Raw genomic sequence first — 12,503 nt, 5'->3', positions numbered from 1 at the left:
CCAAGGTTGTTATGTGGATATGTACCGCTTTTACCCTGCTTTTAAGCCTACTTATCCACATTCGTTCGCGTGATCTTTAAGCAAATTAGAGCAAATTAATCCAATTTTTAACCCAAACCTCGGCCGGATCTTCGGGAATTTCATGTTGGATGACGTCTATTTCTAAAATATCACCCAGACGTTTGGCTCCCAACGCTATCAACTGTTGATCCAGTTTTCTTACTGCACCGCAGAAAGTGTCATATTCAGAGCTGCCCAAACCCACTGCCCCAAAACGGACTTGGGAGAGATCCGGTTGCTGTTCTTCTATTTGGTCTAATAATGGTTGTAGGTTATCGGGTAGATCACCTGCGCCATGCGTGGAGGTAATGATTAACCACATACCTTCCGGCGTGAGCTCGTCTAGCTCTGGGCCATGCAGTGTTTCTGTGGAGAAACCTGCTTCTTCTAATTTCTCAGCTAAATGTTCAGCAACATATTCAGCACTGCCAAGTGTACTGCCACTGATCAAGGTAATGTCAGCCATAAAGAACCCAACCGAAGTAATGAACCGGTATTGTACGCTGTGAATCAGCTGGGATCTACCTGTGGATAATGTGGGTATAGTTATTTAGCGGTCATGGCACGATGGTACGCATAATGGGGTTCTGCAAGGAAATGAGTGTCTCTGTTGACTGTATCTCATCAATTGTCTGGATCTTGTTGATAAGTACCTGTTGGAGCGCATCTATTGATTTACACATGACCTTAATAAAGATGCTGTAATGCCCAGTTGTGTAATAGGCTTCTACAACTTCTTCTAAACTCTCTAGTTTTTTCAATGCTGAAGGGTAATCTTTGGCGCTTTTCAAAATAATGCCGATAAAACAGCACACGTCATAACCCAGTTGTTTTGGATTCACGTGAACACAAGCCGCCGTGATGATCCCAGCCTGGCGCATTTTCTCGACTCGCACATGAATCGTCCCCGGGCTGACACCAAAGTTTTTCGCCAATTCAGCATAAGGAGTGCGTGCATTTTCCATTAATGCGTTAAGGATGCCGCGATCGAGATTATCGATTTGATAAATTTCACTCATATTAACCCCCTTTTTTTATCGATTATCTAATTATAGCCCCATAAAAATGAATGATTAAAAGTGAAATGGCAATATTGTTTATTGGATATTGAATTTAACCCTCATTCTGTTGCTTAATCGATGACAAGCCCAACGGCATAACGACTATTTGCACAACACAATAACAAATTGAGAAAACAGCAATGAAAAAACAATTTATCGAAAAACAGCAACAAATCAGCTTCGTAAAATCATTCTTTTCCCGCCAATTAGAACAGCAACTGGGTCTGATTGAAGTGCAGGCCCCGATCCTGAGCCGTGTTGGTGATGGTACTCAAGATAACCTTTCTGGTTCCGAGAAAGCGGTGCAGGTCAAAGTAAAAACTTTGCCAGACGCAACTTTTGAAGTTGTTCATTCATTAGCTAAATGGAAACGTAAAACCTTAGGCCGCTTTGACTTTGGGGCTGACCAAGGGATTTACACCCACATGAAAGCATTACGTCCAGATGAAGATCGCCTGAGTGCCATTCATTCCGTGTATGTAGATCAGTGGGATTGGGAACGTGTAATGGGTGATGGCGAACGCAACCTGGCTTACCTGAAATCCACAGTTAACAAGATTTATGCAGCAATTAAAGAAACTGAAGCGGCAATCAGTGCTGAATTTGGTGTGAAACCTTTCTTGCCAGACCATATTCAGTTTATTCACAGTGAAAGTCTGCGCGCTCGTTTCCCTGATTTGGATGCTAAAGGTCGTGAACGTGCGATTGCCAAAGAGCTAGGCGCGGTGTTCTTGATTGGTATTGGCGGTAAATTAGCTGATGGTAAATCTCATGATGTTCGTGCGCCAGATTATGATGACTGGACCTCTCCGAGTGCGGAAGGTTTTGCTGGGCTGAACGGCGACATTATTGTTTGGAACCCGGTTCTGGAAGACGCTTTTGAAATTTCATCCATGGGGATTCGTGTGGATGCTGAAGCCCTGAAACGCCAATTGGCTCTGACTGCTGATGAAGATCGTCTGAAACTGGAATGGCATCAATCTCTGCTGAGTGGCGAAATGCCGCAAACCATTGGTGGTGGCATCGGTCAATCGCGCTTAGTAATGTTACTGCTGCAAAAACAACATATTGGCCAAGTGCAATGTGGGGTGTGGGGACCGGAAATCAGTGAGAAAGTTGCTGGGCTGCTGTAAAATTTAATAGCGACAATGACGATATTGATAATATGACAAAAGACACCTAAGGGTGTCTTTTGGTTGTTTTTATCCCAGTGATACCAGCTTAAACCAGATCAGAAGTTGTATTTCACCCCTAACATCACTGATGTATCGCTGTAGCCTTTATTGCCCACTTGCTGGCCAACATTACCCCAAACATTTACTTTCTTGCTTATCTGGCCTTCTACACCCAGTTTCAACTCACCGATGTTGGCGGCACCGTCTTGTTTGACTGTCATACCATCCATTGTGGTACCGAAGTCTTTAGTATTGTGGATCCAGTTTGCTTCAACAAATGGCTGGAATGCGCGATTTTTGTCTTTATCCTGCTCGCTATACCCTTTCATAAAGGCTTTCACTCCCAGGCGGGTCTGGATATTACCATTCCCCTCACTAGACACATTAGTACCATTAGCCTCTTTATGATCATCAGCTTTAACCCCCATCCAGGTGGCTTGGGCTTTAGGTTGGATAAAGTAGCTGGCACTCTTCGCGGCATTTTCACCCACTTTAAAGGTGTAGCCAGTTTCTACCGAAGCGGTAACCCCTTTGGATTTGTACTCTTCGGTATTCAGGAACTGACCATCAACACTGTTGTTGAACCAGCTGTACTGTGCCCAGCTATCAATATACAAACCGGATTTATCGGCATCATTGGCATACCAAGTACCATATAAACCGGTGCTGTAGCCGTCGACAGAGGCACGGGCACTATAACCAGACAGGCGCGACTCAGTTTTGCTCTTGCTGCTACCGTAGCCAGCCATGACGCCCAAATGGAAGCGATCCAGGCCATTATTACTCCACTGTGCTATATCGCCGCCCAGTTGCAGCACATAGCGGTTAGCTTGCGTGCTTAACTGATCTTGAGTATCACGCGAGCGGTTATGCCCACCTTCATTGCGCAGCCACATACTGGTGACTTTCTGTTCGCCAGTCAGAGCATCGATATACTGAGTCTCTCCCAAACGATCATGCAAACGAGTGACAAACATATTATTGGCCGCAGCCAGGTTAGCACTGTAAGAACTGGCTTCAGGGCGCTCAATCATGATTGACTGATCCGCTGGCACTGATGGATCTGCGGGCATAGGTATCACAGTTGGTATTGCATCTGGCTCTTCTTCCGGCTCTGGTTCAGGAATAGGTGCCGGAGCCACCAGTGGAACCGCGCTGGTCAGATACCAATTACTGGCTTGAGTGTTGGCACCGCGCGCCAAAAAGTAATCAAAAGCACCCGCTACAATACGTCCGCTCTGGATAAATTCCCCGGTTGAATTCCCGGCAACATTGATTAACTCAATACCATTAAGAGTTTGCGCGCCGCTCCCCCCTAGATTATTTACCTGCACATAGGTAGTGCCTGAGCTATTGCCGCCGATATTAAGCTTGTCAGTCACTGAGCTGTCATCACCCAGAATTGAATTCATATTAAGCAGACCATTATTACCGATGTAATCACCAGTAATCGTTAATGAATGTCCACCCGTCCCACCAAAGTTAACGACCCCAGCATTATCTAAATATTGCAGAGTTTGATGGTAACCGCCTAAATCTAACGTAGTGCCAGCACGAGAAATATAGTCAGAATAAGCACTGAAGAAATTATTCCCCCCTGCTTTTAACGTCCCTTCACTCAGGGTAGTAGAGCTGCTGTAATTATTTGCGGCAGTCATCAGCACCGTTCCGGCACCTGTTTTATTAAAGACTGTCGTGCTGTCGCCATTCAGTTTATTCACGCCAAGTGTGACGCCCGCATCGGTATTGATAGTGCCAGTTAATCCGGAAGCCAAGTTCACGTTGACCCCGCTATTGTCAGCCACAGCCCAGAGCGTATTATTTGCGCCACTGGTTATATCGAACAGACTGTTGGTTGCGAACTTACTGGCATCCAATTTGGCGGTGCCACCTTGCATTTTCAGGCGACCACTAAAAATATCATTCCCGGTTGCGATGGTCATAAAACCATTATTAGCCAGAGTCAGATTAGTGGTATTAGCAATATTGCCCGTTAAAGTACCGCCAGTGTTACTGCCTGCACTACCGGTAAAGTTTATTTGGGCATTTTCGAGTGCGTCATGAACATACCCACCTGACATATCCATTATCTTTGCATTACCTAATAATGAATCAATTCCAGCGCCGGTCATATTAAGAATTAATGCATCACCATATACTGAGCCAATATTTCCACCGGTCAAATCGGTTATTTTAGCATTATCATAGACTTTGTTAATTTGGCCTTCAGACATAGTGACGACTTGCGCATCAGCATATACGGAGACAATAGTTCCGCCAGACATATCTGTGACACTAGAATTACCATACATGCTATCTATTGAGCCCGATAACATATTAATAACTTGAGAGTTATTATACATACGACCAATCCCACTATCGGACATATTAGTGATTTTGGCGGTGCCATACATATAGTCAACTGAACTATTAAGCATATTAGTGATGGTAGCTTTGCCATACATCGGGCCGACTGTCGCCCCTGACATATCATTTATATAAGCATTGCCATACATTCTATCAATATCACCCCCAGTCACCGTGGTGATTTGGGCATTACCATACATGGGGCCTAATGTTCCCCCTGACATTGTCGTAATTTGAGAGTCAGCGGACATCGAGCCAACATCTCCCGCTGACAGTGAAGTGATTGTTCCACCCAGCATGTCACCTATTGTCCCGCCCGACATATCCGCAATTTTTACCCCATCAGTGATGAAACCAAGTCCTCCTCCTGAAAGAGTGGTGATTGAACCACCATAAACTCTGTCAATATAACCGCCTGACATATCAGTAATTTTGGCATCATTCATCATGTAGTCAATTTCACCACCTGACAGAGTATCGACAGTATGTGAGATACTGAAACCACTATAATATTGGCCGCTGGTTATATTCGTCGTGCCAGCATCAACATCAGCAGCATATATAGGGTGAGCTAACAGCAAGCTCACCGGAGCAATTATTAAGACTAAAGAATGTATTTTCATGTAAATTTATGTCCAGTGTTGATATAGCAAAAACTCATATAGGAACAGCGCTCTATATGGAATTGGTATTAATGTAGAGACAGTTAATAAATATTGTTTTTATTTTGTATTTTTAATGTTAATTCAATAAGGCTAATAATTACTTTTGGGATATAACAATTTAAATGAACTTAATTAACTATTATTTTACATTATCTTTAGAGGGAACAGTTCTAAGATAAAAGTAATCATATAGAGTTAGTTTTGAGGCGAATATAAGACAGGGAGTGAGATTGTTGTAGGATGATTCCCACATATTTGATGGAGGTTATTGAAGAGGGTTGTGTGAAATATTCGTGTTGTAAATGTTATTATTGAACTGGCTTTTTATTTCTTATTGATATTGTTGATTTTAGTGAAAGCATATTTAGTTATAAATAAATGACTCACTATTAATATAATATTATCTGCATAGGTAAATATTATTAATTAATAAATATTCCAACTAGTTAGGCATCTTATAGTTTAAGCCGCTTACTGACTGAGTTATCGCTGGTTTGCCGCTTTCCTGCAACTTGATAACTATTGGTGTATATTCAATATAACTATCAACAAGGTCATTGATGTTATGCTTCTATTTCATCCAATTAGACACTATTTACATGCCCGCCCAAGGTTGTTGTTTTCTGTTGGTGCTGGGGTTGCCACTTATTTTCTGTTACCAATACATGACACTGTTTTATTGCGGCTGATGGTCAGTTGGAATGTTTCTGCCTGGCTCTATTTGCTCTTTTTATGGCTGCAACTATTACGTACTGATCCAAAAAAAATCAGCAAAATAGCCCGTGTACAAGATGAAAGCGCCAGCATGGTGTTGTCGATTGTCAGCATGGCGTGTCTGGCCAGCATTTTGGTTATATTGTTTGAGTTGAGTACTGCAAATCAGTTAGCCGGTTCAGCCAAGGCGGTTCATTTGATACTGACGGGCATGACTTTATTAGTCTCGTGGCTACTATTACCCACCGCTTTTACTATGCACTACGCCCACCTGTTTTATATGCGCCGTGATGAGTCAGAAACCACGTTGCCGTTACTTTTCCCTAAGGAGATAACCACGCCTTCCTATTGGGATTTTCTTTATTTCTCATTCACTATTGGTGTGGCTTCGCAAACCGCCGATGTGGCAACCGGCACATCTGATATCCGCCGCGTGGTGTTATTGCAGTCGGTATTATCCTTTATTTTCAATATGACAATATTGGGACTGTCGATAAATGTGGGGGCTGGCCTACTAAACTAAAATACGTTATCGCTTCCAGCGGCGCATCAAGCGGCTTTTTAAACCGGTATCAAAGCGCCAGATATGATCGAAAATGCGCATGATACCGGGCTTGCCATATGCAGACATCGCCACGGCATGGAATCGGTGTTGATGGGCTTGCTGTTGAATTTTAATCTTGCGGATTAATTCTTCGGGTAAGCGCTGGGCAATAAAGTCCGAAATAATCACCGCATCGGCATCATACCACTCTCTCTCTTCCATTTTGTTTAAGGTGTTGGCTAGGCAGGCCGCCAGATCCGTCCCCCCACGAAAATGTTGGCTGAGAAAACGTATTGCTTGTTCAATGCCGCTGGCCGCAGAGAGTTCGTAGTGAATTATTTCTGTCGCAAATAACATGATGTAACAGCGGCGGTTATCCGCCAGCGCAATACGGAGCAGAGCTAAACAGAAAGCTTTGGCACATTGCTCGTTAAACCCGCCCATCGAGCCAGAAGTATCGACACAAACGATAAAGGGGCCACGTGGCTGTTCATCATGACTTTTAAGGCTAACAGGGCGCTGTAAGGTTTTTTCCTGCCAGTTATCCCCTTGTAAGCGATAGGTGAGCAAGCGACGCTCGAGTAAGCGGCGGTAAAATTCGAACTCCAGTTCACTCATCCCCAGCATAACCAGCTCAGTCGGGAGCAATCGCAGAATGTCATTGCTCAGGTGAATACCACTGACCTCCTCCGGTACCGCATCAGGTTGGCGCACCATTACTGTGTAAGGTTCATAGCGAGCATCGGGGGTAGGTTGTGCTTTGGCTGAGCGGCTACGGCCTAACTGTTCTGCTAACTGCTGCAATTCCGGTTGTTGCTGTAGAAAATCACCGTATTGCAGTAACAATTGATAATCACCGCGCTGTAAATGGCCCTGAGTCATATCCCAAAGCCGCCCTGCGGCCCCGTCATTGGTCGCCAAAATCGGCTCCAATGCGCCACTGAGTGCTAGTCGCTGCTGTAATTCGGCTAGCAGTTGCTCTCGCTCTTGTTCCAGCAACTGATGATGAATAGTGATGGTTTGTAGCGTCAGACTGACACGCCAGCGCTGTAAAAAGAGAGTTTGTAAGCTATCGCCAGTCTGTGGGTTTCTTTCTAAATCAGCGGTTTGTAATAATGTTTTAGCTTGTTCGGCAAAAGGAGAATGCCATTGCTGTAGCTGCGCTACGATATCGGGAAGATGGGCATAAAATATCGGGCTACTCTCTAATTGGCTCTGTTGGTATAAGTAAAACTCATCAGCCAATCCTGCCGGAACTTTTGCTTCTTGGATACGCTGCTGTAAGTTTTGCTTCCAGCCGGGAATATCCTTCATTAATGCGCGCTTAATTCGCGGAAATTTTTCAAAAAATATCGCTAGCTGAGGAGAGACCAGTAATCCCACCACCATCTCTTCGATAAGCTCATTTTCGCTTATCGATAACAGCAAATCTAATGTTGCCAGGCTCAGCATCTGTCAGTGCCCGCGCAGTTTTTGTTGCTGCTGTTTCAACTGTTCTGCCACCTGCAACAAGCTCGCTTCTATTTTCGCCAACCAAGAGGATGGCGTGAACAAGCATGGTTGGTGCTGATTGAATAACCGCCGTTGCTCGGACAGATTATTTTCCAACTCGGTAAGCTCCACCAGCAACTCGGGGGGAACGCTGGTGGTAGTGGCTCCGGGTTGTGAGAGTATTGATGACTGGCGACTAACATCTAACACCGTGATATGGAGCTGTTCATCAATTTCTGCATCAATAGATTGGGCATAACCGACGCCATTTAATTTGGCGCGTAATACTCCACCCTTGTTCAACCATTGCGCCAGAGCCTCTTTCTCTATTTGCAGATGATTAACTTGAATGTCATGCAAGTTAAGAGGCTTTTGCAGTAACAGCGTTAACGTACTGTCAGTCAGTGTCTCTGGCAGGGCATATTGCGCTTTACGGCTGAACATGCCGCTTTGCTTGGTCACCGTCAGTGCTTGATGGTCACTTTGCTGCTGTTGGTGCTGCAACCATTGACCATTAATATGTTGTAGCTTCATTAATAGACTTTGCTGCTGATATCCCTGCTCGGTTAACAACTGCTCTAACTGATGCTGTAGCAGCTTCAGCGAGCTAAGGTCATGCCATAGGCAATCCTTCAGTAAAATGAGGTCGATAGGGGTGATTTCATTTCGCCCACTGAAAAAGGCGCTAGCTTGCAGTAGACGCATAGCCTTCTTCCAACGCCGGTCAGAGACATACGGTGCCTGCTCTTGTGCACTGAGTCGTTGACGTAACTGAAAAATAAGCTCAAAACAGTGATCCGGCAGAGTGATTTTATCGATTAAGGGCTGCCACTGATAAAACTCTTCATCGCTGATACTGAGATTTTCCGCCACCGGATTATGGTTTTCATCTTGCCGGCTAAGCAGCAATGAGCGGAAATTCTGTTTTTCTTGCACGCGATCCAGCCAGATACGGATCAACATACGGTCATAAAGCGCCTCTAGACTGCTGTCTGCATCGGGTAATTCATTGGAAGCCGTCACCAGCAAGCGCATCGGGATTCTGTCTTCCCGATCACCATTACGAAAACGTCGTTCATTAATGGCGGTGAGCAGGGTATTCAGAATGGCCGGGCCGGCTTTCCAGATTTCATCAAGGAAGACAATTTCAGCTTCAGGCAAATAGCCCCCGGTCATGCGCTGGTAGCGCCCTTCTTCTTTCAGTGCTTGAATAGATAGTGGGCCAAACACTTCTTCAGGGGTTGAAAAGCGGGTCATCAGATATTCAAATGCCCGGGCGTTTCGGAAAGCAAATTTCAGGCGGCGGGCAATCAGGCTTTTGGCTATCCCCGGAGGGCCGAGCAGGAAGACGCTCTCGCCACTGAGGGCCGCCAGCAAACACAAGCGGATAGCTTCCTGTCTTTCATACAGACCGCTTTCAAGGGCACTGCTCAAGCGGGAGATTCTTTCAGCTAATTGTGATGATTGCGCCATAATTGCTCTATATGTTCCGTTAGTTAATTGATTTTTACCTGATCACGGGAAATAAATCCTCTTTTTCTTAAGGGAATAGATTGTTGAATAGTCATATTTTTATACATTTTTACTCTTGCTGTTGCTTGATTTAAGGGTAGGCAATCCATTGAAATCGTGCATACTGTGCGCCTTTTGATGAGCGTATAAAGACGACAGGATCTGTTAAAGTGGTTCTTAAACGCACGCAGCAGCTTATGGATGTTCTAGCAAAAAGAAATCAATTATGAGCACAGAGCATAAACAGTCTTTATCGGCGGTAACCCTGGCGGCAATAGGGGTGGTTTACGGTGATATTGGTACCAGCCCGCTCTATACCTTGAGAGAGTGCTTTTCTGGTCATTATGGTTTTGATGTCCGTCCAGATGTGGTGTTTGGTTTTTTATCGCTGATATTCTGGATGCTAATTCTGATTGTCTCGGTTAAATATCTGACCTATGTCATGCGCGCAGATAACGCCGGTGAAGGGGGTATTTTAACGTTAATGTCTTTGGCCGGGCGCAATACGTCTTCCAGAGCCACGTCTATTTTGGTGATACTCGGCTTAATTGGCGGCAGCTTCTTTTATGGTGAAGTCGTCATCACTCCAGCTATTTCGGTTATGTCGGCCATTGAAGGGTTGGAAATTGCCGCTCCTGCGCTTGATCCCTATATTGTCCCCTGCTCGATTGCGGTGTTAACCCTACTGTTTATTATTCAAAAACACGGTACCGGTAGTGTCGGCAAACTCTTTGCCCCGGTAATGTTGGTGTGGTTCCTGACCTTGGCGCTCCTTGGCCTGCGCAGTATTATCGCTAACCCAGAAGTTCTGGCTGCACTGAATCCTAAATGGGCAATAAGCTTCTTCACTGAATATAAATCAGTTTCATTTTTTGCCCTTGGCGCTGTAGTTTTGGCTATTACCGGGGTAGAAGCGTTATATGCCGATATGGGGCATTTTGGTAAATTTCCTATTCGGTTGGCATGGTTTACTGTGGTTTTGCCGTCATTAGTGCTGAATTACTTTGGTCAGGGCGCGTTATTACTGAAAAATCCAGAAGCCATCAAAAACCCCTTCTTCCTACTCGCTCCTGACTGGGCGCTGATCCCACTGTTAATCTTGGCAACATTAGCGACAGTTATTGCCTCGCAAGCGGTTATCTCCGGTGTGTTCTCACTGACCCGGCAGGCGGTTCGTTTAGGCTATTTGCCGCCAATGCGAATTATTCATACGTCAGAGATGGAATCAGGTCAGATATATATCCCAGTGATTAACTGGACACTGTATCTGGCGGTGGTGATGGTTATTGTTGGCTTCGAACGCTCCAGTAATTTAGCTGCGGCTTATGGGATTGCCGTGACCGGTACCATGGTGATAACCAGTATCCTGTTCTGCACCGTAGCGCTGAAAAACTGGCATTGGAATCGCGTTTTTGTCGGCTGTCTGCTGGTGATCTTACTGATTATCGATGTGCCGATGTTTTCTGCCAATGCTCTGAAATTGTTCTCCGGCGGTTGGTTGCCACTGTCTCTTGGTTTAGTGATGTTTATCATCATGACCACTTGGAAGAGCGAGCGTTTCAGTCTGCTGCGCCGTATGCATGAGCATGGTAATTCATTGGAGGCGATGATTGCCTCATTGGAAAAATCGCCTCCGGTACGAGTAACAGGGACGGCGGTGTATATGTCGCGGGCAATGAATGTCATTCCATTTGCCTTGTTACATAACCTGAAACATAACAAAGTGTTGCATGATCGGGTGGTGTTGCTGACATTGCGCACCGAAGACGCGCCTTATGTGCATAATGTTAATCGGGTGACTATCGAGCAACTCTCACCGACATTCTGGCGAGTGGTCGCCAGCTATGGTTGGCGAGAAACGCCAAATGTAGAAGAGATTTTCCATCGCTGTGGTTTAGAAGGCTTGCCATGCCAGATGATGGAAACCTCATTCTTTATGTCGCACGAGTCACTCATTCTGACCAAACGCCCTTGGTATCTGTTCCTGCGCGGCAAGTTGTTTATTGCCCTCAGCCGTAATGCGCTACGTGCAGCCGATCAGTTTGAGATCCCGCCTAACCGGGTTATTGAGTTAGGGACGCAAGTCGAGATTTAGATAGGGAGGCCGTTATGATTAACGGCCTTTTTCTTGCTGATTAGGTTTCCACTAAATTGGTGGGATAAGCAAACTGGAAGAAGACGAAGTTGAAGTCTACTGTGCGTTCGCAAAAGACTTCCTAAATATGTCTAATGCCATCAGGCAGGAATTGAATAAGAATAAAGAATAGATAGAGGTAAAATGCGATGACTGATCGTTTGAAATATCTTCAGAGTATGGCTAGACGTTATAACAAATTGGGTGCGGTCTCCGATGAAACTGTAGCGAGTATTGATTTTTCATAGGTTCAGCGAAACGTTTCGATGGCGATCACATTTTCACCAAATTGGGTTTGCCTTCTGCTGCCATTTTTCTAAACTCAGTATCAGCGAAACGTTTCGCTGTTGGAGTAGAAAATGAAAAAAGGCGCATTACTGAATTCTGATATTTCCGCTGTTATCTCCCGTCTGGGTCATACCGATCAGCTGGTGATAGGTGATGCGGGGCTGCCAATACCGGCAACCACCACACGTATCGACTTGGCATTGACACGAGGCGTTCCTGGTTTCCTCCAGGTTCTTGAGGTGGTAACGCAAGAGATGCAGGTTGAGAGTGCCTACCTCGCACAAGAGATTGTTAAAAATAATCCGCAACTCCATGAAGCGTTACTCGCCCAACTCACACAACTTGAACAACATCAGGGAAACCAAATTGTTTTGCGCTATATCAGCCATGAGGCTTTTAAAGAGCAAACCAAACAAAGCCGGGCAGTGATTCGTAGCGGGGAATGTTCCCCCTTTGCTAACATCATTCTCTGCTCCGGCGTAACTTTCTGAG

9 protein-coding genes are annotated in these 12,503 nt (G+C 45.1%); 4 read left to right on the top strand and 5 right to left on the bottom strand.

Annotation, left to right across the window (positions count from 1 at the left end):
* Positions 1-85: 85 nt before the first annotated feature.
* On the bottom strand, positions 86-526 hold the full coding sequence (gene mioC, locus N0H69_RS21970; RefSeq protein WP_050109309.1) for an FMN-binding protein MioC: 441 nt from the start codon (positions 524-526) through the stop codon (positions 86-88).
* A gap of 91 nt (positions 527-617) precedes the next feature.
* Positions 618-1,079: a transcriptional regulator AsnC gene (asnC, locus tag N0H69_RS21965; protein WP_005161192.1), complete on the bottom strand. Its 462-nt coding sequence runs from the start codon at positions 1,077-1,079 to the stop codon at positions 618-620.
* A 182-nt stretch (positions 1,080-1,261) separates the two neighbouring features.
* Here asnC and asnA point away from each other — a divergent pair, with 182 nt between their 5' ends.
* Positions 1,262-2,254: an aspartate--ammonia ligase gene (gene asnA / locus N0H69_RS21960; protein WP_050109310.1), complete on the top strand. Its 993-nt coding sequence runs from the start codon at positions 1,262-1,264 to the stop codon at positions 2,252-2,254.
* A 98-nt stretch (positions 2,255-2,352) separates the two neighbouring features.
* Here asnA and N0H69_RS21955 read toward each other — a convergent pair whose 3' ends face one another.
* The gene (locus tag N0H69_RS21955) at positions 2,353-5,286 is read right to left on the bottom strand and encodes an autotransporter outer membrane beta-barrel domain-containing protein (RefSeq protein ID WP_072077632.1); all 2,934 of its coding nucleotides are present in this window, start codon (positions 5,284-5,286) and stop codon (positions 2,353-2,355) included.
* Between the two features lie 607 nt (positions 5,287-5,893).
* Between N0H69_RS21955 and N0H69_RS21950 the strand changes: the two genes are divergently transcribed.
* The gene (locus N0H69_RS21950; RefSeq protein WP_050109312.1) at positions 5,894-6,565 is read left to right on the top strand and encodes a DUF1345 domain-containing protein; all 672 of its coding nucleotides are present in this window, start codon (positions 5,894-5,896) and stop codon (positions 6,563-6,565) included.
* Between the two features lie 6 nt (positions 6,566-6,571).
* Here the strand turns inward: N0H69_RS21950 and viaA are convergent, their stop codons facing one another.
* Both viaA and ravA read right to left on the bottom strand, forming a co-directional pair.
* A complete protein-coding gene (gene viaA / locus N0H69_RS21945) occupies positions 6,572-8,038 on the bottom strand; it encodes an ATPase RavA stimulator ViaA (protein ID WP_050151827.1) in 1,467 nt (488 codons plus the stop codon).
* Between the two features lie 3 nt (positions 8,039-8,041).
* Positions 8,042-9,550, bottom strand: coding sequence for an ATPase RavA (ravA, locus tag N0H69_RS21940; RefSeq protein WP_050109314.1), 1,509 nt, complete (start codon positions 9,548-9,550; stop codon positions 8,042-8,044).
* A gap of 265 nt (positions 9,551-9,815) precedes the next feature.
* On the opposite strand from ravA, the gene kup reads away from it, so the two are divergent.
* Positions 9,816-11,684 carry a low affinity potassium transporter Kup gene (gene kup / locus N0H69_RS21935; protein ID WP_050109315.1) on the top strand — a complete coding sequence of 623 codons (1,869 nt, stop codon included), beginning with the start codon at positions 9,816-9,818 and terminating at the stop codon, positions 11,682-11,684.
* A gap of 398 nt (positions 11,685-12,082) precedes the next feature.
* Complete coding sequence (rbsD, locus tag N0H69_RS21930; RefSeq protein WP_050109316.1) at positions 12,083-12,502, top strand: D-ribose pyranase; 420 nt, start codon at positions 12,083-12,085, stop codon at positions 12,500-12,502.
* Position 12,503 lies beyond the last annotated feature (1 nt).

This window comes from Yersinia alsatica (assembly GCF_025133195.1).
GTDB lineage: Bacteria > Pseudomonadota > Gammaproteobacteria > Enterobacterales > Enterobacteriaceae > Yersinia > Yersinia alsatica.
The sequence above is the reverse complement of the archived record's forward strand: the minus strand, read 5'-3'. Positions and strand labels throughout refer to the sequence as shown.

Excerpts from the sequence above, each read along its gene's own strand:
- mioC (WP_050109309.1), bottom strand. The coding sequence starts at position 526 with ATGGCTGACATTACCTTGATCAGTGGCAGTACACTTGGCAGTGCTGAA.
- asnC (WP_005161192.1), bottom strand. The coding sequence starts at position 1,079 with ATGAGTGAAATTTATCAAATCGATAATCTCGATCGCGGCATCCTTAAC.
- asnA (WP_050109310.1), top strand. The coding sequence starts at position 1,262 with ATGAAAAAACAATTTATCGAAAAACAGCAACAAATCAGCTTCGTAAAA.
- N0H69_RS21955 (WP_072077632.1), bottom strand. The coding sequence starts at position 5,286 with ATGAAAATACATTCTTTAGTCTTAATAATTGCTCCGGTGAGCTTGCTG.
- N0H69_RS21950 (WP_050109312.1), top strand. The coding sequence starts at position 5,894 with ATGCTTCTATTTCATCCAATTAGACACTATTTACATGCCCGCCCAAGG.
- viaA (WP_050151827.1), bottom strand. The coding sequence starts at position 8,038 with ATGCTGAGCCTGGCAACATTAGATTTGCTGTTATCGATAAGCGAAAAT.
- ravA (WP_050109314.1), bottom strand. The coding sequence starts at position 9,550 with ATGGCGCAATCATCACAATTAGCTGAAAGAATCTCCCGCTTGAGCAGT.
- kup (WP_050109315.1), top strand. The coding sequence starts at position 9,816 with ATGAGCACAGAGCATAAACAGTCTTTATCGGCGGTAACCCTGGCGGCA.
- rbsD (WP_050109316.1), top strand. The coding sequence starts at position 12,083 with ATGAAAAAAGGCGCATTACTGAATTCTGATATTTCCGCTGTTATCTCC.